Source organism: Actinomyces slackii (assembly GCF_900637295.1).
GTDB lineage: Bacteria > Actinomycetota > Actinomycetes > Actinomycetales > Actinomycetaceae > Actinomyces > Actinomyces slackii.
The window spans coordinates 2,594,675-2,620,229 of the sequence record NZ_LR134363.1 but is presented as its reverse complement, the minus strand read 5'-3'; the positions used below and the strand labels follow the sequence as shown (position 1 = coordinate 2,620,229).

Below are 25,555 nucleotides of genomic sequence, written 5' to 3'. Positions count from 1 at the left end.
TCTCAGCGACCACGGCGATCTCAGCGATCTCAGCGTTGGAGGGCCCGGGGCCGCTCATCGTGCCAGGCCGGGGCGCGATGAGCGGCGCGCCAGAGCCGCCACGCGGACGGCGGCACCGGACCGCGGTCTGCCAACGGTAGGCTGAGCAGCGTGAACTCCCCCCGCGTCGTCGTCCTTGCCTACGGCTCAGGCAATGTCCGCTCTGCGGTGCGTGCCCTGGAGCGCGTCGGAGCCCAGGTGACCCTGAGCGCCGATCCCGATGAGGTCGCCCAGGCCCACGGCCTGGTGGTGCCCGGGGTTGGCGCCTTCGAGGCGGTGATGACGCAGCTGCGGGCGGTGGACGCCCCCCGCCTCATCGAGCGCCGCCTGGCGGGCGGGCGCCCTGTTCTGGGCATCTGCGTGGGCATGCAGGTCATGTTCGAGTCCTCCCAGGAGCACGGCGCCTCCTCCCCGGGCCTGGGGCAGTGGCCCGGGACGGTACGGCGCCTGCGCGCCCCGGTCGTGCCGCATATGGGCTGGTCCACCGTGCGCCCCGGGGCCGGATCGGTCCTGTTCGACGGCGTGGCCGATGAGCGCTTCTACTTCGTCCACTCCTATGCCGCCACCGTGGACCCCGCCACGTTGCTGGGCCCCGGCCCCACGACGCAGCCCCTGGCCACCTGGGCCACCCACGGCGAGGACTTCCTGGCGGCGGTGGAGAACGGCGCCCTGAGCGCCACCCAGTTCCACCCCGAGAAATCCGGCGACGCGGGGGCCGCGCTCCTGCGCAACTGGCTGACCACCCTGTGAATCCCGTGAAGGAGACCCGCATGCTCACACTCCTGCCCGCCGTCGATGTCTCCGACGGCAAGGCCGTCCGCCTCCTGAAGGGCGAGGCCGGCTCCGAGACCGATTACGGCAGTCCTGTGGACGCCGCCCGCGACTGGGCGCAGGCCGGTGCCCAGTGGATCCACCTGGTGGATCTCGACGCGGCCTTCGGGCGCGGCTCCAATGCCGAGCTGCTGGCGCGCATCGTGGGGGAGGTCGGCGTCAAGGTCGAGCTCTCCGGGGGCATCCGCGACGACGCCTCCCTGGCGCGGGCCCTGAGTGCCGGGGCCGAGCGCGTCAACCTGGGCACCGCCGCCCTGGAGGATCCCGCCTGGACCGAGCGGGTCATCGCCGAGCACGGCGAGCGCATCGCCGTGGGGCTCGATGTGCGCGGCACCACCCTGGCGGCCAGGGGCTGGACCCGAGAGGGCGGGGACCTGTGGGAGACCCTGGAGCGCCTCGATGAGGCGGGCTGCGCGCGCTACGTGGTCACCGACGTCAACCGGGACGGCACCCTGACCGGCCCCAACACCGAGCTGCTCACCCAGGTCTGCCAGCGAACTGAGGCCCCGGTGGTGGCCTCGGGCGGAATCGCCCACCTCGATGACCTGGTGGCCCTGCGCGGGCTCGTGCCCCTGGGGGTTGAGGGGGCCATCATCGGCAAGGCCCTCTACCACGGGAACTTCACCCTGGCTCAGGCCCTGGAGGTGGCCGGCCAGGACCCCGACCCACTGGCCAGCGGCCTGCGCTAGTCGCGCTTCCTCAAGGGGCAGCGCCCTGGCTGAGCGGTCATCGCCGCTCGCGGGGCGCGGCCCGCCTCAGCGCCCGCTGGGCCGGGACTGCCAGTGCTTGATGATGCGGTGCAGTGCCGTGGAGAAGACGGCCCCGGTGGTCAGCAGGTAGGGGCCGTAGTGCTGGCGCGTGATCGGCCCCAGGGGCCTTTCCAGGGCCGCGACGGCCGCCGTGAAGGCGGCCATCCGCGCCGCCCGCTCCCCGCTGGCATGCACCAGGACCGGCCCCAGGGGGAGGTCGCGCCGCCCCGACTCGGCGGCGAAGAGCTTGACGGGGATGCCGGTCAGGGCCTGGTGCCAGTAGCCGCGCGCCCCGCGCTCCAGGTAGCGGGAGGCCGCCGCCTCCATGGACGGCGTCGTCCACGGCGCCGGTGGACGGTGCCCGGCCCGGGTCAGCAGGTGGGTGATGGCCACACCGGTCACCGAGCCCGCCACCACGAATCCGGCCCGGCGCCACAGCTGCTTGGGGCGGGTCAGCCCCAGCCACACCTGGCTCATCTCGGCCATGATCGGGAAGGACACGGCCTCGGCCAGGCCCCAGGCGAACATGAGGGCATCGCCCCTGGCGCCGGTCATGGCCTGGCGGATCACCGTGTGCAGGTCGGAGACCGGGACCGGGCGGCGGGGGCGCTGGAGCATCTCCACGATCTGGTCGCGGGCCTCCTGGCTGACCGCGGAGACATCCTCGCTGGGCTCGATGGGAGCGCCCACGCGCACCTCCACGGGGGAGTAGCAGGGCGGGCCGCCCCGCTTGGGCATCATCTCCCGGGAGCCCACCAGGGCCACGGGGAGCACCGGGATGCCGAAGTCCCGCGCCAGCCGGGCCGCCCCGGAGTGGAAGTGGCCGACCTGCCCGTCCTGACTGCGCGTCCCCTCGGGGAAGATGAGCACGCTCATGGACTCGGCCACCCGGGGCGCCAGGGCCGAGCGCAGTTCCTCATAGGCGCCCTCGCCGTCACGGCGCACCGGATAGGCCCCCAGCAGGCCCCGGGCGATGGCCCGGCGCGAGCCCTTGGTGAACCAGTAGTCCTGCGCGGCCACGGTGACCACGCGCATGAGCGTGGGCGAGGCGCTCATCATGGCGATGGTGTCGGCATGCGAGCCGTGATTGGCCACGACGACGTAGGGCCCGCCGGTATCGAACTCCCCCTCGACGTGGACCCCGCCGAAGGGCGCGATGATCGCCGACCAGAAGCGCTGGCGCGCCACGGCTCGCCAGGTGACCTTCTGGGGCGTGCGCACGATGGAGCGCAGACGGCGACCGGCTGAGGCGAGGTCGGCCGGGCCGGGCAGCTGGGGGAGGGAGGGCATATCAGTGGCCTTTCTCAGATCGAACGGACGGGGGAGCCGCTATCCCAGGACAGCGGCCAGGGGCAGCACCAGCAGGAGGGAGTCCACACGGTCCAGCAGTCCCCCGAAGCCCGGGAGCCAGGAGCCGGCGTCCTTGACCCCCGCGGTGCGCTTGACCAGGGACTCCAGGAGATCTCCCAGGACTCCTCCCAGGCCGACGGCGATCACCAGGCCCGGGGTGATCTGTCCCAGGAGGGTCAGGATGAGCACGGATCCGATCATGGCCCCCGCCAGGCCGCCCACCGTCTTGTTGGGGGACAGGGGGGACAGGGGGGACAGGGGGCGCCTGGCCCAGGCGAAGCGCCGGAGGAAGGTGCCCCCGGTCCAGGCCGCCACATCAGCGGCAGCGGCGGCGAAGGCGATGAGGAAGGCGTCCTGCCACAGCACCACCAGATGCGCCAGCGACCAGGGGATCCACACCGAGGAGAATCCGGCGATCGTGGCGCGGCGCACCCCGTGCTCGGCATCCCCGGCCAGGACTGCGGGCATGGCGCAGACCAGAACCATGAGCGGGGCCAGGCCCATGAGCCCGGGGCGCAGCCAGGCGGCCAGGGGATAGACCACGGCCAGCAGCGCCAGCAGGGCGGTCTCCGGCCGGGGAAGGCGCGTGAGCCGGGCCAGCTCGCGCACGGCCTGGAGGGCCAGGAGGGCGGCCAGCAGCGCCGTCGTCCCGCGCCCCACCCAGATGGGGATCCCCACGGTGGGGATGATGATGGCCCACGTCGTCCAGCGGCGGCGCAGCTCCGCCTTGCCGGAGATGGCCACGCCGATGCCGGCCACCACCAGGATGGCGATGGCCGCGGCCGCCAGGAAGACCGCCCGTCCGGTGAGCACCCAGCCGGCGCCGGGGACCACAAGGGTCCAGCTGCGCTCATCACCCAGCAGCCAGTCCACCACCCCGGTCAGTGCCGGGGCGGCCGATGCGGGGCTCACGGCCGGCTCCCGTCGCCGCCCAGTCGGGCGATGTCATCGGGAGGGGTGGGAGCCGAGAGGTCGGCCAGGGCCGGACCCGTGGCCCCCGACAGGGTGCGGGCGGTGCGCACCAGGCGAGTGGTGGCCGTCAGCAGGGAGCCGGCGATGATCAGCCAGGCGATCGCCGCCAGGTACTGGGGCAGGGCGCAGGCCACCACGGCGGCCAGGCAGCGCTCGGTCTTGCCGAAGGGCCCGCCGTTGAGCCTGGGAGCCCCGGCTCCCGCGGCGCTGAGGGAGACGAAGGTCGGCAGCGTGGCCGCTGCCAGGGCCACCAGGGTCAGCGCCACTGTGCCCTGGCCAGCGCCCTGCCGCAGGGCCAGCCCCACCAGCCCCGCCATGATGAGCAGATCGGACAGGCGGTCACCCAACTCATTGAGGACGAAGCCGAAGGGCCGGGAGACCCCACGGGCGCGGGCGACCGCGCCGTCGAGATTCGCGCCGCCGAGCCTGGCCGCCAGCAGGATGAAGGCCAGGGGCCACCAGCCCATGATGAGCGCGGCGCACCCGGCCGCGGCGGCCAGCACGCCGACGGCGGTCCAGACATCGGGGGAGATGCCGCGGCGCACCGATGCCCTGACGAAGAGGCCCAGTCTGCGCGTGTACCAATGCTTCAAGCCGTAAAGCGAAACCACGCCACCAGGCTAGAGGGCTCGATCCCGCCATGGCGGCGATTCCGGCGCGGAGAACTGCCCATGCGGCCGGGCGGGGCAGGGCACTGCGCCGCGGCTGAGATCCGCATGGACCCGCGTGGATCCGCATGGCGGGCGTGGAGCCGATACCGTGACGCATGTGAGCACCTCTTCGGATCCCGCAGCGCCACCGGCCATGATGCCCGCTGACCCGCTTGCCCCCCAGGCGGCGGCCGCCCAGGCCGCGCGGGCCAAGATGCAGCGCCTGCTGTCCGCGCCCACCCCCTTCGCGGGGGATGACGGCGCCCCCGACCCCGCCGTGACCGCCGCCCTGGAGGCCACCGACCGTCCCCGCCACGAGTACCTCGACGCCCTGTGGACCGCCCTGGCCGCCAGCCGCCTCCTCGTCCCCGTGACCGCCCACGCCCTGAGCACCGGGCCGCAGGCCCCGACCCCGTCCGCTGGTCAGGACAACGGCGGACAGGCCGGGCGCGTGCCCTCCCACCAGGTCCATACGGCTGACGCCTGCCAGGACGCGGCCACCCTGGCCGTCGACCTGCCCGATGGGCACCGCGCCCTGCCGGTCTTCACCAGCGCCCGGGCCCTGGAGGCCTGGCGCCGCGATGCCCGGCCCGTGCCCGTGGACCCGGCGCGAGCCGCCCAGGTGGCCTGCCTGTCCACCGACCAGCTGTGGATCCTGGATCCTGCCAGTCGCGACCTGCGCCTGCCGCGCCCGGCCATCCTCGCCCTGGCCACCGGGCAGGACTGGGTGCCCTCGTGGCGCAACGAGCCGGTACAGGCCGAGATCCGCGCAGGCCTGGAGCAGGTCGCGGGAGTCACCGGCGTGGCCTTCGCCCCAGGGGAAGGGGCGGAGCTGCGCGTCTTCATCCGCATCGACGCCTCAGGCGGGCGCAGCCGGGTCGCCGCCACCCTGGAGGCCTGTCAGCACGTCATGGTCGATCCCGCCTGGGGAGATGTCATTGACTCCGTCGAGCTGTGCCCGCTTCCGGCCTGAACCCGCAGGCGCCGTGATAGAACAGGGGGATGAGAGCCAAGACCGTCAGGGCCGGGAGAACTCTGGTCTCGGCTCAGCAGGTCAGCGTCGGCTACGACGGCAACCCGGTCTGCGCCCCGGCCACCTTCACCCTGGAGCCCGGTCAGGTCCTGGCCATGGTGGGCATCAACGGCGCCGGAAAATCCACGCTCCTGCGCACCTGCTGCGGCATGCTCAAGCCCCTTGACGGCAGGGTCGAGCTCCTGGGGCTCAAGCCCGACCCCAGGTCGGCCACCCAGCGCGCAGCGGTGGCCGCAGACATGGGGGAGGCCTCCTTCTTCCCCTCCCTGAGCGTCGCCGAGCACCTGCGCCTGGTCTGCTTGGGCCACCGGGTGCCCCAGGCGGACCAGGCCGTCGAGGACATCCTCATCGACCTCGACCTGACCCGGCAGGCGCATGCCCTGCCCGATGCGCTCTCCAGCGGCCAGAGGCGCCGCCTCGCGCTGGCCGCCGCGCTGATCCGGCCCCGTCGGCTCCTGGTGCTCGACGAGCCCGAGCAGCGCCTGGACCACACCACGCGCCTGCTCCTGGCCGACCGCCTCACCGCCGAGCGCCAGGCGGGCGGGGGCGTCCTGATGGCCAGCCACGATCCGGATCTGGTGGCGGCCTGCGCCACCGCCGTCCTGCTCGTGGGCTCCGACACCCGGCTGATGAGCGTCGATGAGGGCGTGGACGCCATCCACGAAGGGCTGTCATGAGTGATCCGCCCTCCCCGGCAGGCCTGCCTGATGGCGCCGCCGTGCGCCGCTGGGCCAGGAGGCAGTCCCGCAAGGAACCGGTGGGCACCTGGAAGATCCTGGACCGCATCTACACGGTGCTGATCTCCGTGCTTGTGGGCGGAGCGCTCGTGGCGCACCAGCTCTCGACCCTGTCCGCACTGGGCGAGCGTCGGAGGCTCGACCTGAGCCTGGACCCGGCCTGGATGGCCGTGAGCGTCGTCGCGGCGGTGGCCGTCTGCGCGATCCGGCCTCTGATGCGCCTGGGCCCGGTGTGCCTGCGCCCCCATGAGGCCACCTGGTGGCTCGCCCTGCCGGTGGAGCGGGTCGGGCTGCTGCGCCCCGTCGCCCTGGTTCTCATCGCCCTGGCGGCCTGCGCGGGAGCCCTGATCGGGCTGGTCGTCTCCGCCCTGGGCGCTGCTGGCTGGGGCGGCGCCCTGGCCTGGGGCGCCGCCATGGCAGCCGGGGCGGCATTGCTCGTGATCACCCTCATCGGGGCCCAGGTTGAGGGCAGGACTCGGCGCGCCCCGGAGCTCGTGACCGCCAGTGCCGCGGGCCTGGCCCTGGTGGGCGCTGTGGCGCTGCCCTTCCCCACCAGCGCGGCGGCTCACGCCGTGACCGGCGCCGTGGGGGCGGCCATGGCGCTTGCCGCCGTGGCCGCCTGGCGACGCCATGGCCCGCGGCTGGGAGAGGTGCACGATGCGGTGCTGGTGGAGGTATCTCTCAGGGCCCACAGCGCCCGAGTCTCCTCCCAGTCACTGGACACGCGCGCTCTGGGCAGGCTCCTGAGTCCGGAGCCGCGCCTGCCCGGCAGGCCCTGTAGCCTGCCGCTGGCGGCGGTGGGAGCGGTCCTACCCAGGCCCTTCGCCGTGGCCCTGGCCGTGGCCCAGGCTGATCTGCTCGTCCTGGCGCGCCAGCCCCAGCGCTGGTGGCGACTGGTGCTCAGCGCCATCATCGCCCTGGGGCTGCAGTTGGTCCCGGGAGCCGGAGCGCTGGCCATGGCGGGCGCGCATGTGGTGGGCGTGTGGCTTGCCGTGCTGACGGTGGCCGAGCCGGCCCGGCGCGCCTGGTTCGATCCCGGCCCCGAGGAGCAGCTTCCCGGCGGGTCGACGGCGCTGAGCGCCGGCCACCTGCTGGTTCCCACCGCGCTGATGAGCGCCTGGTCCCTGGTGGTCGCGCTGCCGCAGCTGCTGGGGCCGTCCGATGCCCGGACCGGCCTGGTGCTCGCCACGATGATCCTGGCGGGCCTGGGCTGGGGCGGGGCCGCGCTGCGCGCGGGCATGCGCCCGATGCCCGACTTCTTCGAGCCCCCGATGCCCTCGCCAGTGGGCCCCGTCGCCCCCTGGCTGGGCCAGGCCGTGGTCGCTGGCTACGACGCAGCGGTGCTGTGCGCCGCGCCCACCGCGCTGCTGGCGGCCGGAGTCACACCGTCGTGGCTGCTGCTGGGCCTCCAGGCGGTGCTGACCGCCCTTGTCATCGCCTGGGGGATGAGCGATGGGAGCCTGGAGCGATGAGACGCGTGGGCAGCCTCACGCAGGCGGCGCCGTCGGCCACCTTGGGCACGATGCCTGGCACTGGTAGCCTTGACGCCTGACCGGCCGGGGCCCAGCCCCGGTGCGCAAGCGGAGAGATCCCACCTTGATCCCAACAAGGGGACCGGGTTCATGCGAGGGCACCAGCCCTCCACGGTCGTCCCACGGCCCTGGCCGTGCGGGCAGCCGTGCTCATTCGAGGCCTCCGACCTGCGTGACAGGGCGGGGGCCTTTCTCCGCTCCTGCGGTCTTCCGTGACTCTAGAGTGAGGAACCGCCATCAGCGAGCCCCGTATCAACGAACGGATCCGCGTTCCCGAAGTGCGCCTCGTCGGTCCCAGCGGCGAGCAGGTCGGCGTCGTGCGCGTGGAGGATGCCCTGCGTCTGGCCGAGGAGGCCGACCTGGATCTGGTCGAGGTCGCCCCGGACGCACGCCCCCCGGTGTGCAAGCTCATGGACTACGGCAAGTTCAAGTACGAGTCGGCCATGAAGGCCCGGGATGCCCGACGCAACCAGGCCAACACCCAGCTCAAGGAGATCCAGTTCCGCCCCAAGATCGATGAGCACGACTACGCCACCAAGCGCGGGCACGTCGAGCGATTCCTCAAGGGCGGGGACAAGGTCAAGTGCATCGTGCGCTTCCGCGGCCGCGAGCAGTCCCGCCCCGAGCTGGGCATCCGGCTCCTGCAGGGCCTGGCCGAGGAGATGGCCGAGCTGGGCACCATCGAGTCCCACCCCCGGCAGGACGGCCGCAACATGGTCATGGTCCTGGCCCCGGTCCGCAAGAAGGCCGAGGTCAAGTCGGATCAGCGCCGTCGTCGCGAGGAGGCCCGCGCCGCCCGCCGCGCCGAGAAGCACGCGGGCAGGGGCGCCAAGCCCTCCGCCGCGGGCGCCTCGGCCCAGGATCAGGCCTGAGGCCCGCCACCACTGACGACCACCCAGACCCACCCCCTCACCACCGTGAGCGGGGTCCGCAGTCCCGGGCCCATCGGCCAAGGACCAGGAAGAGGAAGAAATATGCCGAAGAACAAGACGCACTCCGGTGCCAAGAAGCGCTTCCGGGTGACCGGCAGCGGCAAGCTCATGCGCGAGCAGACGAACAAGCGCCACCTGCTTGAGGTCAAGTCCTCCCGTCGCAAGCGCAAGCTGTCCCAGGACCAGCCGGTGGCCCCGGCCGACGTCCGCAAGGTCAAGAAGCTGCTCGGCCGCTGAGCGGCCCCATCACTGAAGGAGTCATCGCATGGCACGTGTGAAGAGGGCCGTCAACGCCCAGAAGAAGCGTCGTTCCGTTCTTGAGAAGGCCTCGGGCTACCGCGGTCAGCGCTCCCGCCTCTACCGCAAGGCCAAGGAGCAGGTCACCCACTCCGGCGTCTACGCCTTCCGCGACCGTCGCGCCCGCAAGGGCGACTTCCGTCGCCTGTGGATCCAGCGCATCAACGCCGCCGCCCGCGCCGAGGGCCTGACCTACAACCGCTTCATCCAGGGCCTGGGCCTGGCCGGGGTGGAGGTCGACCGCCGCATGCTGGCCGAGCTGGCCGTCAACGAGCCCGCCGCGTTCTCGGCCCTGATCGAGACCGCCCGCAAGGCACTGCCGCAGGACGTCAACGCCCCCAAGGCCTGATTCTGCCGCGTCGCCGGGCCCGATAGCCCGGAGCACGCGAGACGAGCCCTCGCGGATGACTGGTGCGCCGGTCATCCGCGAGGGCTCGGTGCATGGGGCGGTTGGGGGAGTGGTGCCGGGGGTGCTGCTCGCCGGCGCCTGCTCGCGTCACGGACGTGGGTCTGCGTATCGGACGAGGGTTCGCGTCATCGCACTGGGGTTAGCACGGGGGTTAATGAGGCAAACCCTCGTCGTCGACGCAAAAGCACGTTCACGATCGCTGCCGAGTGCGTGCGAAGGGGTCCCGTAGGCTGGCGGCATGAGCCCTTCGACTCCCTTTGACCCTGACGAGCTCCTGCGCGACGACGAGGAGCAGGCCCCTGCCGTGCGAGGCCCCAGGCGCCGCACGATCGGCGAGGGCCCGGCGGCGGGCCGGGAGATCCTGACCAATACGGCCTCCACGCGCGTGGCCCGGGTAGCGGGACTGGCCCGCAGGAGCGCACGATCCAAGCACCGCCGCTTCCTGGTCGAGGGCCCGCAGGGGGTGAGGGAGGCGGTGCGCTTCTCCCAGGAGCGGGTGCTGGATGTCTATCTGACCGAGGTGGCGCTGGAGAGGCACTCGGAGATCTGGCAGGAGGCCCAGGATGCGGGCCTGTACGCGCATGTGGTCAGCGGCCCAGTCATGGAGGCCATGAGCCGGGACGCCCAGGGGGTCCTGGCGGTGGTCGCCATGGATGAGGCCACGGGCAGCGAGGCCTTGGCTCGGGCCCTTGAGGGCGCGCGGCTGGTTGCTGTTCTGGCGGAGGCGCAGGACCCGGGCAATGCGGGCACGATGATCCGCGCGGCCGACGCCGCGGGGGCCGATGCCGTGATCCTGGCACGGGGCAGCGTGGAGGCGACGTCGCCCAAGGTGGTCAGGGCGAGCGCGGGCAGCCTCTTCCACCTGCCGGTCGTCACGGGGGTGGCGCTCGACGACGCCGTCGATGCTGTGCGCGCGGCGGGTCTGACCGTGCTGGCGGCGGATGCACGCGGGGACTTCGACCTGTTCGAGGCCGGCGACCTGCTGGCAGCGCCGAGCGCGTGGCTGCTGGGCAACGAGGCTCATGGCCTGCCGCCAGAGGCCCTGGGCCTGGCCGACGCCGTGGTCTCGATCCCCGTCTACGGCAAGGCGGAGTCCCTCAACGTGGCCGCCGCGGCAGCGCTGTGCCTCTACACATCGGCGCGGGCAGTGCGGTAGCGCTCGAGTATTGAGCATCGTAGTCTTTTTCTTAACTGCTGCATAAGTCGCCTACAGCCTTCTCTCCAGAGTTAGTTGTGCCCTCGAAGTGAACGCAGTAGATGGTACTGCTCTCATCGTCTCCTCCCGCTGTGGCATCGACCATACCGGTCCATCCGCGACTATGGCCGGAATTAAACAAAACCGTATTCCGGTGTGTTCTTGGGTGGATATTGGTGCGGGCGAGGTATAGAATGGGCGCATGCGGGTTGATGTCACGTCGGATGAGCGCGATGTCCTTTTGGGATGGAAGAAGCGCAATGACACGCTGATCCTGGTCAGATTGAAAGCCGAGGCGATTCTCTACGCGTCCCGTGGCGTTGACGTGGGTGTTATCGCTGAAATGGTCGACCGATGCGAGAGAACCGTGAAGGAATGGCTGGCGGACTGGCGGCGCACCAGACTGCATTCCGTCGTGACCGGTCACGCCGGAAATGAGAACGCCGCGAAACTCACCCGCACCCAAAAGGAGCAGCTCAAGGAGGTCCTGAGCCAGCCACCATCGCGGTCCGGCATCGCCGCCGACTTCTGGGACGTACCCGCCCTGCGCGACGTGGTCAGTGCGAGGTTCGGCGTGGAGTACGCCTCGGACTCCTCCTACCAGCTGCTCCTGCGCTTGGCCGGCATGAGCTTCAAGCTGCCCGATCCCTTCGACAAGCGCCGCGATGAGAAGGCCATCACCGAGCGGATGGCGCAGATCCGCGCCGAGGTCGCCGGCCTGTTGGCCGGCGGCTGGGAGGTGTACACCGTCGATGAGGTCCGTGTGGAGCACGAGGCCGAGACCCGTCGTATGTGGCTGCCCAAGGGCGAGCGCACCAAGATCCACGTTGACCGCACGCGCTCGGCCCAATCCTTCTTCGGGGCCCTGAGCCTGACCACCAAGAAGATGAAGGTCTATCCCATCGAGGGCAACCAGAACGCCGAACAGATCATCCTGGCGATGGCTCGCCTGGCACGCGAAACAGACAACGACAGGATCGCTGTCGTCCTGGATAACGCCAGATTCCACCACGCCAAGGCCCTGACCAGCCTGTACGAGCCCGGCGAGGCACTAGACCGTATCACCCCGATCTACCTACCGCCCTACGCGCCGGACCACAACCCCACCGAGCACGTTTGGAACACCGCGAAAGGTCACATCGCCAACATTCAACGCGACACCCCCGAGCAGACCTGGACCGCGTTCACCAGCTACATCACTAGCCGCACCTTCGACTACGACTTCGAACACCTACCAATCACCCCACCAGAAGGAAACCTTGTTTAAAGCCGGCCATAGCATAGTCTTGACCTCTTACTCTTTCGCTCTTGTTGTCGCGCTTATTTCCCGAATTGTCATCATAGCTTTGAATAAAAAACTCAGTATCACGATATGAGGTCAAGTCGTAGCCAGTGATCATTTCGAAGTGACCCCAGTTCGCTCCACACTTAGGGGAGTAAACAAGCGAGATAGTTCCGATCTCGCGCGGAGAATCTCCGTCGGTACCGATGGACGCAGAAGCGACATCGATTCTTTCATCATCAGTTTCGCAGTTAGTTCCCTGTGGATCTTTGTTAAGGCAAGTTTCCTGGTGGCAATATGGTTGCTTGGAGAGGTGCTCTCCTTTTAAGGCTAAGAAAGTGTGAGAGAATGTGAGCGCCGCACAGACGCTAACAAATACGCCTAGTGTAATGTAAATAAAACGAGAAGATTCTTTTTTCGACTTGCGACGCAGGTCAGCCTTCGAGTTGCTTTCATGTTGAAGCACGAGGGGAAATGCAGTGATGGAAATAACTGAAGTTAGAATAATTAACACGACTGTCACATTAAAGCATGTTGATGCAGTATCGAGTAAAGTATTGATTCCCGAGAAGTTAGGAGCCCCTTTTTCCACCAATTGACGACTGTCGGCGACCTTCTGGTCCGAATTCACAAGAATTCCGACAAATGATAGTGCTACGGATGCATGGGTTAGTAGGGCTATGAACACGTCTGTTGTTGTTGTGGTTTCGCTATTAGACTTATTAGTTCGATCTTGACGTGCAATAAAAATCTGTCGCCGATAGTTTCTGTTCATGTTTCGACCGGCATTGGCTCGCGATGGAGTCATGGACCTGCCCTTTCGGTGCCTCACTGATGATCTGTCTGGTCGAACTGCTTTATGTAGCGGCAGCTTCTAGGCAAGATAGGTGTCGAGAAGATCGGGTTTGTTTGAATGCTACAACGGTGGGTGCGGCGATTTCGGATCCTCTATTTGACTCTTGGTGGTCCTTTCATTGTATTGCTCTTTCGTTTTGGCTTACGAACATGTTCAGGTTTGCCGTCTATCTGCTCCTTTAACCAATCGACCAACAAAGGCTGGGACTGCCATCCCCAGCCATGATGCACGTATCGGTGTGCCCGACCGAACTGTTCATTGTTCGCGGCGATCGAGATGATGCGCTCCCAATTCTGCTTCTCAAGAGAAGAGGCCTGCGCAAGGAGTGACACGATCGAATCGCTCTCGTCAAATGATGACGACGACGCAAGGCTCGTGATGAGATGCTGAGTGAGCGGATCCCTCAGGGGTTCTAGTCGGAAGCACCATTCAGCTATTGCTTGAACGTCGTCTTCTGCGGAATCGCTAGGCTGGGATGTATGCGCCTGCGTTCCTGCGAGCAGTCCGCAAGGGAGTTCTTTGACATCGTAAGAGATCCAGAAGATCGGCAGCCTGCGTGCCAGCGCCCATCCCACCTCCTGCTGGCACCAGGCTCGTTGGGAAAAGCCGGGTGTGCCGAGGCAGATGAGAGCGTCGCTCGAATCCAAGAATGACTCTATGCCGTCGTCCCACTGGGTGCCGGGAACAACGTCGTGCTTAGCGACGATGATGTTGATACCGACTCCCTCGAAGATCTCTTGAATGTCGATGGCTCGTTCCGATCCTGTATCCTCGGCAAAACTCAGAAAGATCTGAAGGGTAGAATGGTTGTGGTTCTTTTTCATGATTCTCCTGAAGGGGGTGTAGACTTAGATGCGAGAGAGATGAGCCCTTTGGCAATGAGCCCAGCAAGCTCCGCGGGGCGATGCGTCCTCGACAGTCGGGAGACATCGGCCTCGCTCAGTCCAATGTCAGTCCGCCAGTGGTAGGAGCGGCGAATCTCGTCGATAGCACTGCTCATCGCAGGACTCATCTTTCCAATCGTGGTGGGAAGCTTGTCATCCTGACTGCCGGGAAGATCGAGTTGTTTGGCCAGCAGTGCTGACGCGCCACCGAAACCACCAGCGATATAAAGAGGCTGTCCGGCGCGCACGGTGACCAGCGCTTCCTCGATGATTCCCGGCATCGATCCGCTGTAGCCGTCAGGATGGGAATCTGATCGAGGGATAGTTTTTCCGCCGATAACGAGTCGGGCGTGACATAACCGCGGCAGTTGACTGCGGACGGCGCTGATTGCGGCGGCGATCTGGGTGGGAGTGCTGGAATCGGGCCAAATAAGAGTCTCGTTCTCCTCGTCCAGATCATGAGTGTGACCATAAGCGTCGATCGTTTCAAACTTTACCCGATTGCAGAGTGCCTTGCGGGCCATTCTCAGACGCTCTAGTGCTTCACTTGTTTTGATCTGAGTGCAGGGAGTAGTCACATAGAACATGGGTCCGGGGTGGTATGTTTTAGGGATTGCCTCCCGTGCTCGGAATTTCTGCTCTTCACGCAGGGTGAACTCGGTGTATTGGCTCACTGCATCGAGGACGGCTGACGTGAGATCGGGGGCATGAGTCCCGAGCGCTCCGGCATAGGTGACAGACCCGCCGGCCAGTAGGACCAGTTGGGCGATCTCAGCAACGACTTGTTCCAAGTGGACGGGCTTGAGGCCGAGCGCACCCTGGTCCTCACTCAGAGCCATTGAGAGACCCAAACGCCAGTGGGCCAGGGGACGGCCAGCATCCAGATCGTTGAGCGAGGCAGCGATTCGGTGTTCATCGCCAGGCTTGTCGTCAGCCAGAACGCCTCCGGAGGCAAGGAAGGTCCGCGGCGTCAGAATGTGCACAGAGTTCCGCTCGTATTTTGCGAGTTCGCACAGATCGAGGATCGTCTCGTGCTCCGGTGCGAGAAGTGGTGGATCAGGATGGATGAGCCAAAATTCTCTATCATCCTTATGATCTTCTCGGTGCTCGCGTAAGAGCTTGGCCAGCGTTGTCGGTTCAGGTGAATGTACAGGCCTCGCGTCGAAGCCAGTATTGTCGGCTGACAGCGATTCAGCGACTGCCTTCCTGAAGACGGTTTGCTTTGTCCATAGAGCTCGCTTGAGGCACTCGTCGACCAAAGCGTTCAATGCAGTCATCACAGCGCGTCTGCGGAGATTGGCGATATCGTTGTTGTGGTCGGCACCCTGAGGAATCGGTGGAGTGGGTGATGCGGGGTAGGCGATAGTGGGAATGTGGTCCATGAGAAAGGATCCTCGAGATTCACCGTGCTCCAAGGCTGTAAGACTCACAATGGGAACATCGGCTCTCTTGGCATCCAGGACCTCCCACTGGGTGAATGAGCGACTTGAGTAGTGGTCGGTGCGCAGCATGAGAAGAGCGTGGGTGCTGGCCTTTTCGGCGATGGCCTGGTGCCAGTCGTCGTTTCCCTGAATATCACGAATGTCGAGAAACCTTCTGAGGCGAGTTTTGTCGATGAGCTCGGTTGCGTCGGTTACGACGTTTTGCTGTTGACTGTGTATGCTACCAGGTTCGGGAATATCCTGGCGTGCATGGCTCAGGAATACTGTGATCCGCTCGTCGGCATTCGAATCTGTGAGGAGCGCTTGGACGATCATTTGGCTCAGGTCGCGAGTCAGAGCCCCCATGGACTCGACGCTCTCTGCTGCCACCCTCTCTGACCAGGTGAGGCTGTCGTAGTGGAGTCCTTGCCTGCGTAGTAGTTCCGATATTACGTTGGGTGCGCCGATCGTGCTGACACCGTCCTGTAGGATCGGTACGACAATTCTCCGGCGCTCCTTGTCATCGGGTTCGTTGCGCAATTTGAGAAGATCGACAATGTAATGCGCCCACGGACCACTACTCGCCTGCTCCATGAGATGGACCCCGATGACCGGGAGGATGACGGTGAACTCCGCGGCGTCCTGGCCGGTGGAAGGCGAGCCTTCCAACGGCTTCACCGGGATGGGCAGGGGCTTATCGGCGCCGTATGCTGGTTCCGATCGTGCGTACACATCGATGGCACCGCCGGCCAGGCCTGAGTAGGCCTCGCTGTGGTAGTGCTCGTAGATCGTCGAGAAGACGCGTTCGCCAACGCGGTCCTTGGGATTCCAGACGACGAAGATGTCCAGGATGGAGGGTGTGGGCGCTGAAGGGGGCGACATGCCACTACGCTAGCATTCTTCCGGCGGTTGCAGGTCGTATTTGTGGGACAGCGTTGGTATCCAGAGTGAGGCAGTGGATGCCTTGCCTGCGATCCGCGCTTCCGTGGCGATCCTCCTGGGCGTGCGGGGATCGGGCTGGGCGCTGGTGCATGCTGGCTCACGGTCGTTGCCACGCCATGTGCTGGGACGCGTTGACGGCGCCGTCCCGCGCGGTGCTAGCCTCTGTGGCGACTAGCCGCGACCGACGGCGGCCCCCTGCGTAGGGACACAGAGCCGTCGGCCCGGGACGCCGTGAGATAGGGGAATGCAGTGCGCATGCGGATGTGTTGCTGTTGCTGTCGGTGAGACAGCTCATCAGCCTTGCCCATCCGCCCACAACGAGACGAGGTGCTCGTGAACATTGCTCCCAACCCCCACGACCAGGCGCAGGACAACGCTCCTGACACGTCGTCCGACGAACTGCCGCTGGTGCGCATCAGCGAGGTCACCAAGCGCTTCGGGGACTTCACCGCCCTGGATGGCGTGTCCCTGGACATCAGGCAGGGCGAGGTCGTCGCCGTCATCGGAGCCTCGGGCTCGGGCAAGTCCACCCTGTGCCGCACTATCAACCGCCTGGAGACCATCACCAGCGGCAGCATCATCATCGATGGCACGCCCCTGCCCGAGGAGGGTGCCGAGCTCGCACAGTTGCGCGCCGAGGTCGGCATGGTCTTCCAGTCCTTCAACCTCTTCCCGCACCGCACCGTCCTGGACAACATCACCCTGGCGCCCATCAACGTGCGCGGCATCCCCAAGGACAAGGCCGTTGCCCGGGCTCATGAGCTCCTGGAGCGCGTCGGCCTGGCCGACCAGGCCGCCAAGCGCCCCGGTCAGCTCTCCGGCGGCCAGGCCCAGCGCGTGGCCATCGCCCGGGCCCTGGCCATGGACCCCAAGATCATGCTCTTCGATGAGCCCACCTCCGCACTGGATCCCGAGATGATCAACGAGGTCCTCGACGTCATCGGCGACCTCGCCGCCACCGGCATGACCATGCTCGTGGTCACCCACGAGATGGGATTCGCCCGCAACGTCGCCGACCGCGTCGTCTTCATGGACGCCGGCCAGATCGTCGAGGAGGGCGACCCCGCCACCTTCTTCACCTCACCGCGCACCGAGCGCGCCCGCGACTTCCTGTCCAAGGTCCTGAGCCACTGACGGCGCCGCGCCGCCACCACGAAAGGAACGCCCATGCTCACCCTGACCCGCCGCGCCGCCCTGGGCGCATCCGGAGCCGCAGCCGTGGCCGCAGTCCTGGCCGCCTGCTCCGACACCGGAGCCGACGGCAACGCCGTCGCCAGCGGCGATGCCTCCGAGGCCTACAAGAAGGCCATCAACTCCGGACCCCTGGCCGACGAGGACGCCGTCGCCGCCTCCACCTGGGCCTCCGCCATCAAGAAGACCGGGAAGCTCAAGACCGGAGGCACCAAGACCTCCCTGGTCTTCTCCCAGGAGAACCCCACCACCGGCCAGCTCAAGGGCTTCGACGCCGGAATCTCCCAGGCCCTGGCCCGCTACATCATCGGAGGCGACGACGCAGCCAGTCTCGTCGAGGTCGTCCAGGCCACCTCCGACACCCGTGAGAGCTTTCTGGAGAACAAGCAGGTCCAGGCCGTCTTCGCCACCTACACCATCACCCCCGAGCGCGCCGAGAAGATCTCCTTCGCCGGCCCCTACTACTCCTCGGGCCAGGCCATCCTGGTCAAGGCGGACAACACCGAGATCAAGAGCCTCGATGACCTGGCCGGAGTCAAGGTCGCCGTCCAGTCCGGATCCTCCTCCGGACCGGCCCTGAGCGAGCACGCCCCCAAGGCGGAGGCCGTCCAGTTCGAGGATGACGGCAAGTGCCTCGCCGCGCTGGGCAGCGGCCACGTCCAGGCCTACGTCGTCGACCAGGCCCTGCTGCTGTCCCACGTCGCCAAGGACGACTCCTACAAGATCGTCGGCGAGCCCTTCACCGAGGACCCCTACGGCATCGGGCTGCCCAAGGACTCCGACGCCCAGGAGTTCGTCAACAGCTTCCTGACCGCCATCTACGAGGACGGCACCTGGGAGAAGATCTGGCAGGCCACCATCGGTGAGATCACCGGCGGCGACGCTCCCAAGCCACCGGCCCTCGGATCCGTCCCCGGCTCTGAGACCGCCGCCCCCGCCGACCCCAGCGCCGGGGCGCAGGACAGCGCCTCGCCCGCCAGCTGAGCCCCCGGGGCCGGGGTCAGCCGCCGTCGGCCCTGGCTCCGGGCCCCGACCCTCGCCGCACCGCCCCTGAGGAGGAACCGCATGGACGTCATCACCGACAACCTGGGGATGATCGGCTGGGGACTGGCCACCACCGTCATCATCGCCCTGCTCGCCTACGCCGGCGCCCTCATCCTGGGGGCGGTCATGACGGTCTTCAGGGTCGGCCCCATCCCGCCACTGCGACTACTGGCCACCGCCTGGGTGACAGTCGCCTGCAACATCCCCACGCTGTGCTTCATGATCCTGCTGGCCTTCGGCGCCCCCAGGGTCGGCGTGGGCATCTCCCTGTTCTGGTCGGCCGTTACCGCCATCGTCTTCTCCGCCTCCGGATTCGTCTGCGAGACGCTGCGCAGCGGCGTCAACTCCGTGCCCAAGGGGCAGATCGAGGCGGCCCGAGCACTGGGCATGCCCTTCGGGTTCATCATCCGCGCCATCGTCTTGCCCCAGGCCTTCGCACGCACCATCCAGCCGCTGGTCAACATCTTCATCTCCTGCCTCATCGGCTCCTCGCTGGCCGCGGCCATCGGCGTGCGCGAGCTGACCAATGTCACTCAGCAGCTCAACATCGTCTACGCCGAGGCCGTCATCACCTTCCTGCTGTCCGGGCTCATCTACCTGGGCATCGCCTTTGGCGCCACCAAGATCGGCGCGCTTGTCGAGCGGGCCGTCACCGCCACCCCAGGAGCGCGCTCATGACCTCCCCGGCAGTACTGACCACCGCACTGGGAACCCGCCTGGGCCGACGGCGCCCCCAGGCCGCCTCCGACGCGGACCTCCTCTTCGACGCCCCGGGCCCCAAGGGCCGCAGTCGGATTCTCATCGGCTCCATCCTGGCTGTGATTGTCATGGCCACCATCGCCGGCCTGGCACTCCACCAGGCCGGCATCAACGGCGAGCTGGCCTACCCCAAGTGGCGCTACTTCCTCGGGCAGAGCACCGTCGCATTCCTCGGGGGAGCGCTGCGCGACAGCCTCATCGCGGCGGGCATCGCCGCTGTCGCCTCCTTCCCCCTGGGGATCCTGCTCGGCTGGGCGCGCATGGCGCGCAACGCCGTGGTGCGCGGGGTCGTCGGCCTGTGGATCGACGCCATGCGCGCCATCCCCATGCTGCTCCTCGTCTACTTCTTCCTCCTGGGCGTGCCGCCGCTGACGGGCTATACCTTCCCCGTCATCTGGATGCTCGTCATCCCCATCATCATGTGCTCCTCCGCCACCACCGCCGAGGTCTTCAGGTCAGGAGTCAGGGCCCTGGACGCGGGGCAGAGCGAGGCCGCCGAGGCACTGGGGCTCAGCCGTGGCCAGACCATGCGCCTCATCCTGGCGCCCCAGGCGCTGCGCATGATGCTGCCGACCCTCATCACCCAGCTGGTCACCATCCTCAAGGACACCTCGCTGGGATACGTCGTGGCCTACAACGAGCTCATGTACGCCGGACGGCGCCTGGAGACCTTCACCCGCAGCGAGTACAGCATGGATGTCTACCTGCAGACCTACGTGGTCATCGCCGCCATCTACCTGCTGGCCAATTGGGCCCTGGGAGTCCTGGCTCGTCGCATCGAGGCCCGCACCCGATGAGGCGCCGAGCGCCCGGAATCTGTCCACCGTGAACAGCTTTAACCGCCTCCGCGCCCGGGTCCCACGCGGCAAAGGCGCTCCGACCTGCGCGTTTGCCAACGCGGCAAGCGGTGGTGAGTCTTAAAACTGTTCACGGTGGACAGAACCCGGTGCGTAGACGCGCATGCCGATCGCGACCGCTGCGCGGCTCATCTCATGGTCGTAGGTCACAAGTGCTTGTGCGCCGGTCATCGTGGCGACGGTGAGGTGGATGGCGTCCGCGGCTCGCAGACCGCTGCGTGCCCGAGAGGCCTGCAACAGGTGATCCCGAGACAGGTCGACGAGTTCGATGCCCGCCAACAGGCTGTCGACCACAGAGGTCTTGAGGGCGGCGCGGCGCGCGCAGGCGCAGTGCAACTCGGTGTGCAGGAGGAGCGAGGAGCACAGGACGCACTCATCGAGCACGGCATCCTGGAGCCATCGCGCCAGTCGCGATGACTCCGGCTCATTGATGAGGAGCTTGAGCGCTGCGGAGGTGTCGACGTAGATGAGCGTGCCACTGGCGAGCGCCGCCATGGGCTCGGAGGTCGGGGTCCTCACCTGTCGCCTCGAAGGTCATCAAGGACCTCCCGGCTGGTCAGGCTGTCCACTCGTTCCAGGGCGGTGAAGTCGCAACCGGTTGCCGGGATCGTCGCCCCCGCGGCACGCAGCTGCTCGAGAGGCTCGTCCGGCACGGGGATGAGCAGTGCGACGGCCTGCCCGTGGTTGGTGATGCGGAAGGACTGGCCGGCCTGAACCCGCCGGAGCACCTCCGCGCTCTCGTTGCGCAACCTGCGATGTGCGAGACTCTGCATTCCACTCACCTCGTAGCAAATGTAGCACACTGGTCGATCGCCTGAGTCAGACTGTCCACCGTGAACAGCTTTAACCGCCTCCGCGCCCGGGTCCCACGCGGCAAAGGCGTTCTGACCTGCGCGTTTGCCAACGCGGCAAGCGGTGGCGAGTCTTAAAGCTGTTCACGGTGGACAAAGCGCCCCTCGCGCCGGCTTTCAGGGGCGCTGCTGCCTGCCACGATTTCAGGCCCTCGCAGCCGCCGGACTAACCTAGGCGCGACGTACCACATGGAAGGCGCTCGCACATGACTGACGTATCCGGCGCGCTCTCGCCACTGGACGAGGCGGGCATCAACGCCCTCGTCGAGGAGGCCCTCGCGGCCATCGCCGCCGCCACGGACCTGGCCGCACTCAAGGAGACCCGCCTGGCCTACACGGGCGACTCCTCGGTGCTCGCCCGCACCAACCGCGGCATCGGAGCCCTCGACAAGGCGGACAAGCCCACCGCCGGCAAGCTCATCGGCGCCGCGCGCGGACGCATCACCGGCGCGCTGAGCGCCCGGCAGGCCGAGCTGGAGGCCGCCGCAGAGGAGGAGATGCTGCGCACCGAGGCGGTGGATGTCACCGTCCCCAACCTCCGCGGACCCGTGGGCGCCCGCCACCCCCTTGACCTGCTCATCGAGGAGATCTCGGACTTCTTCATCTCCATGGGCTGGTCCATCGCCGAGGGCCCCGAGGTCGAGCACGAGTGGTACGACTTCGACGCTCTCAACTTCGACACCGATCATCCCGCCCGCCAGATGCAGGACACCTTCTACATCCAGGGCGAGTCCGTCGGCGCCCAGCCCGGGGACCCCTCCAACCTGGTCCTGCGCACGCACACCTCCCCGGTCCAGGCCCGCGTCATGCTGGGCGGGCAGCCGCCCCTCTACGTGGCCTGCCCCGGCAAGGTCTTCCGCTCCGATGAGCTCGATGCCACCCACACCCCGGTCTTCCACCAGGTCGAGGGCCTGGCGGTGGACAAGGGCCTGACCATGGCCCACCTCAAGGGCACCCTCGACCACTTCGCCAAGTCCATGTTCGGCCCCGAGGCCCGCGCCCGCCTGCGCCCCTCCTTCTTCCCCTTCACCGAGCCCAGCGCCGAGATGGACCTGTGGTTCCCACAGAAGAAGGGCGGCGCCGGTTGGATCGAGTGGGGCGGCTGCGGCATGGTCAACCCCAATGTGCTCACGGCGTGCGGCATCGATCCCGAGGTCTACACGGGCTTCGCCTTCGGCATGGGCCTGGAGCGCACGCTCATGCTGCGCCACGGCATCTCCGACATGCATGACATCGTCGAGGGAGACATCCGCTTCTCCCAGCAGTTCGGCTCCACTGGAAAGGGACACTGACATGCCATACATCCCCCTGGAGTGGCTGCGCGAGCACGTCGAGGTCCCCAGTGGCCTGAGCGCCGAGCAGCTCGCCGCCGATCTGGTGCGCGTGGGCCTGGAGGAGGAGCGGATCGTTCCCCCCTCCGTGACCGGCCCGCTGGTCGTCGGGCGCGTCCTGACCCTGGAGTCCAAGGAGCAGTCCAACGGCAAGATCATCAACTACTGCCGCGTGGATGTGGGGCCCGAGCACAATGACGCCCCCGGCACCGGCAAGGAGCCCTCGGAGCTGCCCAGCCGTGGGATCGTCTGCGGCGCCCACAACTTCGCGGTGGGGGACTCCGTGGTGGTCAGCCTGCCCGGGGCCGTCCTGCCCGGCGACTTCGCCATCGCCGCCCGCAAGACCTACGGCCATGTCTCCGACGGCATGATCTGCTCGGCCCGCGAGCTGGGCATCGGCGAGGACCATGACGGCATCATCGTCCTGCAGGACTACCTGGCCGCCAACGGGCACGACGGCGAGGAGCCTCCCGCCCCGGGCACCGATGCCCTGCCCCTGCTCGGGCTGGGGGAGGAGGTCCTGGAGATCAACGTGACCCCGGACCGGGGCTACTGCTTCTCCATGCGCGGCGTGGCCCGCGAGTACTCACACGCCACCGGGGCGGCCTACACCGACCCCGCCGACGGCGCCAACCCCGGCCTCTACCCGAACGGGATCGCCGCGGCTGGCCCTGACGGCTACCCGGTCACCATCGCCGAGGGCCCCAGCCCCATCCACGGCCGCCCCGGGGCGGACCGCTACGTGGCGCGCGTGGTGCGGGGCATCGACCCGGCAGCGCCCTCCCCGGCGTGGATGCGCGACCGGCTCACCGCCGCCGGCATGCGCCCCATCTCCCTGGCCGTGGATGTCACCAACTACGTCATGCTGGACCTGGGCCAGCCCCTGCACGCCTTCGACCTGGGCAAGCTCGCCGCCCCCATCGTGGTGCGCCGGGCCAGGGCGGGGGAGACCCTGACCTTCCTCGACGAGGTCACCCGCGCCCTGGACCCCGAGGACCTGGTCATCAGCGACTCCCCGGATGGTCAGGGATCGCGCCCCCTGGTGCTGGCCGGTGTCTTCGGCGGGGCCGCCGCCGAGGTCGATGCCACCACCACTGATCTGCTGATCGAGGCCGCGCACTTCGACCCGGTCTCCATCGCCCGCTCCGCGCGCCGCCACCGCCTGCCCACCGAGTCCTCCAAGCGCAATGAGCGCGGGGTGGACACAGCACTGGCTCCCGTGGCCGCCCAGCGGGCCGTCGATCTGCTCGTCGAGTACGGCGGGGGCACGGCCGAGCCCATCGCCACCGACATCGACCGCACCACCGCCCCTGCGCCGCAGATCATCCGCGCCGATGAGGCCGAGCGCCTGACGGGCGTGCCCTACGGCAAGTCCCGGGTCACCGAGCTGCTGGAGATCATTGGCTGCACTGTCAACCCGGCCGGGGCCGACGACGCCGGTCGTGAGCTGCTCGAGATCACTGCCCCGACGTGGCGGCCCGACCTGGTGGGGCCGGCCCACTTCGCCGAGGAGATCGCCCGGCTCGACGGCTACGAGGCCATCGACTCCATCGTGCCCAGCGCTCCGTCGGGCGCGGGGCTGACCGGGCGCCAGCGCCTGAGCCGCGAGGCGGTCCGCGCGCTGGTCGGCGCAGGCCTGACCCAGGTGCTGTCCTACCCCTTCATCGGAGGGGTGCACGACCTCCTGGAGATCCCCGAGGACGACCCGCGCCGCCAGGCCGTGCGGCTGGCCAACCCCCTGGCCGAGGACGCCCCCTGGCTGCGCACCTCCATCCTGGACTCCCTGGTGGAGACCGCTGCCCGCAACATCTCCCGAGGGCTGCCCGATGTCGCCGTCTTCGAGGTCGGCTCGGTCACCCTGGCCCAGGGCACGGTGCCCGCCGCGATCCCCGGGGTTGACCACCGCCCCAGCGATGAGGAGATCGCCGCGCTGGCGGCCGGCGTTCCCCGGCAGCCCATGCATGCGGCCGCCATCGTGACGGGCGCCAAGGAGAGCCCGGGAGTCCTGGGCGCCGGGCGCGCCTGGGACTGGGCCGATGCCATTGAGATCGCGCGCACCGTTGGCCGTGCCCTGGGGCTGAGCCTGGAGACCGTCGCGCCCCCGGCCCCGGTTGCCCCCTGGCATCCCGGGCGCCTGGCCGAGCTGCGCCTGCCCAGCACCCGGCGCGGCAAGGAGATCGTGGCGGGCCAGGTCGTCGGCCATGCCGGCGAGCTGCACCCGCGCGTGACCCGGGCTCTGGGGCTCCCCGAGCGGGCGTGCGCCGTGGAGATCGACCTGGAGCCCATGCTGGAGGCGGCTCTGGGCCGCGGGGTCCTGCAGGTCGCCCCGATCTCCACCTTCCCCGCCGCCAAGGAGGACATCGCCCTGGTCGTCGATGAGTCCGTCACCGCCGCCGAGGTGGAGTCCGTGGTGCGCGCCGGCGCCGGAGCCCTCCTGGAGGACCTGCGGCTCTTCGATGTCTTCCGCGGCCCCCAACTGGGGCAGGGGCGCAAGTCCCTGGCCTTCGCCCTGCGCCTGCGCGCCAGTGATCGCACCCTGACCGCCGAGGAGACGGCAGCGGTGCGCAAGCGCGTGGTCAAGCGGGCCGCCAAGGCTATGGGCGCCGAGCTGCGCTCCTGATCCGCCTACCCGGCTCGCCAGCAGGGCGGTCCGCCTGCCCGGCCCGCGGTGATGCCGGGAGACGCATGGGGCCGGCGGCCGGACATCCGGCAGCCGGCCCCGGCACCAAGGGCTCGACAATGGGACGCGGATGTGTTTCTAGTTACACGACGGTGGCCTGGGCCTCAGGTCCAAGACGCGGGGTGGCCAGCGCGTGAATACTGGCGGCCATGAAGCTCCTTCTCACCTCCTCCTCCCGCCACGGCTCCACCGACGAGGTCGCCGCGGTGATCGCCGAGCGCCTGCGCTCGGCCGAGATCGACGTCGACACCGCGCAGCCCGAGGATGTCGAATCAGTGGATGGCTATGACGCCTTCATCCTGGGCAGCGCCGTCTACATGACCAAGTGGACCAATGCGGCAGTCGCCTTCACCGAGCGCTTCCGCGAGGCGCTGTCCGCCAAGCCTGTCTGGGCCTTCTCCGTGGGGCTCTCGGGCCTGCCCAAGGGCAAGATGGCCGATCCTCAGCGCATCGGCCCGGTTCTGCTGGCCCTGGAGCCGGAGGACCACATCACCTTCGCCGGGCGCTTCGACCCTGACCGGCTCAGCCTGCGCGAGCGCTCCATCGCCAAGCTGGGTGGTGCCGCCGAGGGCGACTTCCGCGATTGGGACCAGGTACGCGAGTGGGCTGACGCGATCGTCACCTCCTTGCGGGACCGGCCGCTGTGATTCGCGCATCAGCCGAGGACGTTGTCGTCGGCCATCGCGCCCCGTCTCGCGGCGCGGTGCGCGGACACGTACGGGGTGATGTCT

Annotated in this window: 25 protein-coding genes; 17 read left to right on the top strand and 8 right to left on the bottom strand. The window is 68.1% G+C overall.

Translation table 11 applies throughout. The features are described 5' to 3' along the window. Nucleotides 1-150 precede the first annotated feature (150 nt). Together hisH and priA are read left to right on the top strand one after the other, a co-directional pair. Nucleotides 151-789 carry an imidazole glycerol phosphate synthase subunit HisH gene (hisH, locus tag EL266_RS10755; protein WP_026427356.1) on the top strand — a complete coding sequence of 213 codons (639 nt, stop codon included), beginning with the start codon at nt 151-153 and terminating at the stop codon, nt 787-789. 20 nt (nt 790-809) lie between these two features. After that, nucleotides 810-1,559 (top strand): bifunctional 1-(5-phosphoribosyl)-5-((5-phosphoribosylamino)methylideneamino)imidazole-4-carboxamide isomerase/phosphoribosylanthranilate isomerase PriA, encoded by a 750-nt coding sequence (priA, locus tag EL266_RS10750; protein ID WP_026427355.1) that lies wholly within the window; start codon nt 810-812, stop codon nt 1,557-1,559. 66 nt (nt 1,560-1,625) lie between these two features. On the opposite strand, the gene EL266_RS10745 is transcribed toward priA, so the two are convergent. From EL266_RS10745 to EL266_RS10735, 3 genes are read right to left on the bottom strand one after another with little or no spacing between them, the layout of a single operon-like run. Beyond that, nucleotides 1,626-2,909 (bottom strand): lysophospholipid acyltransferase family protein, encoded by a 1,284-nt coding sequence (locus EL266_RS10745; RefSeq protein WP_026427354.1) that lies wholly within the window; start codon nt 2,907-2,909, stop codon nt 1,626-1,628. 39 nt (nt 2,910-2,948) lie between these two features. After that, the gene (locus tag EL266_RS10740; protein ID WP_026427353.1) at nt 2,949-3,881 is read right to left on the bottom strand and encodes a phosphatidate cytidylyltransferase; all 933 of its coding nucleotides are present in this window, start codon (nt 3,879-3,881) and stop codon (nt 2,949-2,951) included. Next, nucleotides 3,878-4,552 carry a CDP-alcohol phosphatidyltransferase family protein gene (locus tag EL266_RS10735; protein ID WP_034515119.1) on the bottom strand — a complete coding sequence of 225 codons (675 nt, stop codon included), beginning with the start codon at nt 4,550-4,552 and terminating at the stop codon, nt 3,878-3,880. The genes EL266_RS10740 and EL266_RS10735 overlap by 4 nt, the downstream gene beginning before the upstream one ends. Before the next feature lie 193 nt (nt 4,553-4,745). On the opposite strand from EL266_RS10735, the gene EL266_RS10730 reads away from it, so the two are divergent. The 8 genes from EL266_RS10730 to EL266_RS10695 all read left to right on the top strand — a co-directional run bounded on the left by EL266_RS10730 (nt 4,746) and on the right by EL266_RS10695 (nt 11,993). Further along, nucleotides 4,746-5,564, top strand: coding sequence for an SseB family protein (locus tag EL266_RS10730; RefSeq protein ID WP_034515118.1), 819 nt, complete (start codon nt 4,746-4,748; stop codon nt 5,562-5,564). Between the two features lie 29 nt (nt 5,565-5,593). After that, the gene (locus tag EL266_RS10725) at nt 5,594-6,301 is read left to right on the top strand and encodes an ABC transporter ATP-binding protein (protein WP_026427351.1); all 708 of its coding nucleotides are present in this window, start codon (nt 5,594-5,596) and stop codon (nt 6,299-6,301) included. Further along, entirely contained in the window at nt 6,298-7,833 is a 1,536-nt protein-coding gene (locus EL266_RS10720; RefSeq protein WP_026427350.1) for a DUF6297 family protein, read from the top strand. The genes EL266_RS10725 and EL266_RS10720 overlap by 4 nt, the downstream gene beginning before the upstream one ends. 296 nt (nt 7,834-8,129) lie before the next feature. Then, a complete protein-coding gene (gene infC, locus EL266_RS10715; RefSeq protein WP_084500919.1) occupies nt 8,130-8,765 on the top strand; it encodes a translation initiation factor IF-3 in 636 nt (211 codons plus the stop codon). Nucleotides 8,766-8,867: 102 nt separating this feature from the next. Continuing rightward, a complete protein-coding gene (gene rpmI / locus EL266_RS10710) occupies nt 8,868-9,062 on the top strand; it encodes a 50S ribosomal protein L35 (RefSeq protein WP_026427348.1) in 195 nt (64 codons plus the stop codon). Nucleotides 9,063-9,090: 28 nt separating this feature from the next. Beyond that, the gene (gene rplT, locus EL266_RS10705; RefSeq protein WP_026427347.1) at nt 9,091-9,471 is read left to right on the top strand and encodes a 50S ribosomal protein L20; all 381 of its coding nucleotides are present in this window, start codon (nt 9,091-9,093) and stop codon (nt 9,469-9,471) included. 298 nt (nt 9,472-9,769) lie between these two features. Next, nucleotides 9,770-10,687 carry a TrmH family RNA methyltransferase gene (locus tag EL266_RS10700; RefSeq protein WP_026427346.1) on the top strand — a complete coding sequence of 306 codons (918 nt, stop codon included), beginning with the start codon at nt 9,770-9,772 and terminating at the stop codon, nt 10,685-10,687. Nucleotides 10,688-10,928: 241 nt separating this feature from the next. Next, on the top strand, nt 10,929-11,993 hold the full coding sequence (locus tag EL266_RS10695; RefSeq protein ID WP_126412080.1) for an IS630 family transposase: 1,065 nt from the start codon (nt 10,929-10,931) through the stop codon (nt 11,991-11,993). Here the strand turns inward: EL266_RS10695 and EL266_RS10690 are convergent. From EL266_RS10690 to EL266_RS10680, 3 genes are all read right to left on the bottom strand, one after another. Continuing rightward, nucleotides 11,965-12,816, bottom strand: coding sequence for a DUF2690 domain-containing protein (locus tag EL266_RS10690; protein ID WP_126412332.1), 852 nt, complete (start codon nt 12,814-12,816; stop codon nt 11,965-11,967). The genes EL266_RS10695 and EL266_RS10690 overlap by 29 nt on opposite strands. A 140-nt stretch (nt 12,817-12,956) precedes the next feature. Continuing rightward, nucleotides 12,957-13,688 carry a toll/interleukin-1 receptor domain-containing protein gene (locus EL266_RS10685; protein WP_084500890.1) on the bottom strand — a complete coding sequence of 244 codons (732 nt, stop codon included), beginning with the start codon at nt 13,686-13,688 and terminating at the stop codon, nt 12,957-12,959. Further along, nucleotides 13,685-16,051, bottom strand: coding sequence for a hypothetical protein (locus EL266_RS10680; protein WP_126412330.1), 2,367 nt, complete (start codon nt 16,049-16,051; stop codon nt 13,685-13,687). Before EL266_RS10680 ends, EL266_RS10685 begins: the two co-directional genes overlap by 4 nt. A 399-nt stretch (nt 16,052-16,450) precedes the next feature. Between EL266_RS10680 and EL266_RS10675 the strand changes: the two genes are divergently transcribed. The 4 genes from EL266_RS10675 to EL266_RS10660 all read left to right on the top strand — a co-directional run bounded on the left by EL266_RS10675 (nt 16,451) and on the right by EL266_RS10660 (nt 19,902). Then, a complete protein-coding gene (locus EL266_RS10675) occupies nt 16,451-17,245 on the top strand; it encodes an amino acid ABC transporter ATP-binding protein (protein WP_408608498.1) in 795 nt (264 codons plus the stop codon). A gap of 33 nt (nt 17,246-17,278) precedes the next feature. Further along, the gene (locus EL266_RS10670; RefSeq protein WP_026427292.1) at nt 17,279-18,286 is read left to right on the top strand and encodes a glutamate ABC transporter substrate-binding protein; all 1,008 of its coding nucleotides are present in this window, start codon (nt 17,279-17,281) and stop codon (nt 18,284-18,286) included. Between the two features lie 81 nt (nt 18,287-18,367). Then, on the top strand, nt 18,368-19,024 hold the full coding sequence (locus EL266_RS10665) for an amino acid ABC transporter permease (protein WP_026427293.1): 657 nt from the start codon (nt 18,368-18,370) through the stop codon (nt 19,022-19,024). Further along, on the top strand, nt 19,021-19,902 hold the full coding sequence (locus EL266_RS10660; RefSeq protein ID WP_034515076.1) for an amino acid ABC transporter permease: 882 nt from the start codon (nt 19,021-19,023) through the stop codon (nt 19,900-19,902). Before EL266_RS10665 ends, EL266_RS10660 begins: the two co-directional genes overlap by 4 nt. A 120-nt stretch (nt 19,903-20,022) precedes the next feature. On the opposite strand, the gene EL266_RS10655 is transcribed toward EL266_RS10660, so the two are convergent. After that, the gene (locus EL266_RS10655; RefSeq protein WP_232012016.1) at nt 20,023-20,481 is read right to left on the bottom strand and encodes a type II toxin-antitoxin system VapC family toxin; all 459 of its coding nucleotides are present in this window, start codon (nt 20,479-20,481) and stop codon (nt 20,023-20,025) included. Beyond that, complete coding sequence (locus EL266_RS10650) at nt 20,478-20,735, bottom strand: type II toxin-antitoxin system Phd/YefM family antitoxin (protein ID WP_034515078.1); 258 nt, start codon at nt 20,733-20,735, stop codon at nt 20,478-20,480. The genes EL266_RS10655 and EL266_RS10650 overlap by 4 nt, the downstream gene beginning before the upstream one ends. Nucleotides 20,736-21,019: 284 nt before the next feature. Here EL266_RS10650 and pheS point away from each other — a divergent pair, with 284 nt between their 5' ends. The 3 genes from pheS to EL266_RS10635 all read left to right on the top strand — a co-directional run bounded on the left by pheS (nt 21,020) and on the right by EL266_RS10635 (nt 25,471). Continuing rightward, complete coding sequence (gene pheS / locus EL266_RS10645; protein ID WP_026427297.1) at nt 21,020-22,105, top strand: phenylalanine--tRNA ligase subunit alpha; 1,086 nt, start codon at nt 21,020-21,022, stop codon at nt 22,103-22,105. 1 nt (nt 22,106) lies between these two features. Further along, nucleotides 22,107-24,764 carry a phenylalanine--tRNA ligase subunit beta gene (gene pheT, locus EL266_RS10640; RefSeq protein WP_026427298.1) on the top strand — a complete coding sequence of 886 codons (2,658 nt, stop codon included), beginning with the start codon at nt 22,107-22,109 and terminating at the stop codon, nt 24,762-24,764. Nucleotides 24,765-24,973: 209 nt separating this feature from the next. Further along, complete coding sequence (locus tag EL266_RS10635) at nt 24,974-25,471, top strand: flavodoxin domain-containing protein (RefSeq protein ID WP_026427299.1); 498 nt, start codon at nt 24,974-24,976, stop codon at nt 25,469-25,471. Nucleotides 25,472-25,555 lie beyond the last annotated feature (84 nt).

Excerpts from the sequence above, each read along its gene's own strand:
- pheT (WP_026427298.1), top strand. The coding sequence starts at position 22,107 with ATGCCATACATCCCCCTGGAGTGGCTGCGCGAGCACGTCGAGGTCCCC.
- EL266_RS10650 (WP_034515078.1), bottom strand. The coding sequence starts at position 20,735 with ATGCAGAGTCTCGCACATCGCAGGTTGCGCAACGAGAGCGCGGAGGTG.
- EL266_RS10635 (WP_026427299.1), top strand. The coding sequence starts at position 24,974 with ATGAAGCTCCTTCTCACCTCCTCCTCCCGCCACGGCTCCACCGACGAG.
- EL266_RS10685 (WP_084500890.1), bottom strand. The coding sequence starts at position 13,688 with ATGAAAAAGAACCACAACCATTCTACCCTTCAGATCTTTCTGAGTTTT.
- EL266_RS10665 (WP_026427293.1), top strand. The coding sequence starts at position 18,368 with ATGGACGTCATCACCGACAACCTGGGGATGATCGGCTGGGGACTGGCC.
- EL266_RS10690 (WP_126412332.1), bottom strand. The coding sequence starts at position 12,816 with ATGACTCCATCGCGAGCCAATGCCGGTCGAAACATGAACAGAAACTAT.
- EL266_RS10660 (WP_034515076.1), top strand. The coding sequence starts at position 19,021 with ATGACCTCCCCGGCAGTACTGACCACCGCACTGGGAACCCGCCTGGGC.
- rplT (WP_026427347.1), top strand. The coding sequence starts at position 9,091 with ATGGCACGTGTGAAGAGGGCCGTCAACGCCCAGAAGAAGCGTCGTTCC.
- EL266_RS10680 (WP_126412330.1), bottom strand. The coding sequence starts at position 16,051 with ATGTCGCCCCCTTCAGCGCCCACACCCTCCATCCTGGACATCTTCGTC.
- EL266_RS10695 (WP_126412080.1), top strand. The coding sequence starts at position 10,929 with ATGCGGGTTGATGTCACGTCGGATGAGCGCGATGTCCTTTTGGGATGG.
- rpmI (WP_026427348.1), top strand. The coding sequence starts at position 8,868 with ATGCCGAAGAACAAGACGCACTCCGGTGCCAAGAAGCGCTTCCGGGTG.
- EL266_RS10730 (WP_034515118.1), top strand. The coding sequence starts at position 4,746 with ATGATGCCCGCTGACCCGCTTGCCCCCCAGGCGGCGGCCGCCCAGGCC.
- priA (WP_026427355.1), top strand. The coding sequence starts at position 810 with ATGCTCACACTCCTGCCCGCCGTCGATGTCTCCGACGGCAAGGCCGTC.
- EL266_RS10745 (WP_026427354.1), bottom strand. The coding sequence starts at position 2,909 with ATGCCCTCCCTCCCCCAGCTGCCCGGCCCGGCCGACCTCGCCTCAGCC.
- EL266_RS10700 (WP_026427346.1), top strand. The coding sequence starts at position 9,770 with ATGAGCCCTTCGACTCCCTTTGACCCTGACGAGCTCCTGCGCGACGAC.
- EL266_RS10725 (WP_026427351.1), top strand. The coding sequence starts at position 5,594 with ATGAGAGCCAAGACCGTCAGGGCCGGGAGAACTCTGGTCTCGGCTCAG.
- EL266_RS10670 (WP_026427292.1), top strand. The coding sequence starts at position 17,279 with ATGCTCACCCTGACCCGCCGCGCCGCCCTGGGCGCATCCGGAGCCGCA.
- EL266_RS10720 (WP_026427350.1), top strand. The coding sequence starts at position 6,298 with ATGAGTGATCCGCCCTCCCCGGCAGGCCTGCCTGATGGCGCCGCCGTG.
- pheS (WP_026427297.1), top strand. The coding sequence starts at position 21,020 with ATGACTGACGTATCCGGCGCGCTCTCGCCACTGGACGAGGCGGGCATC.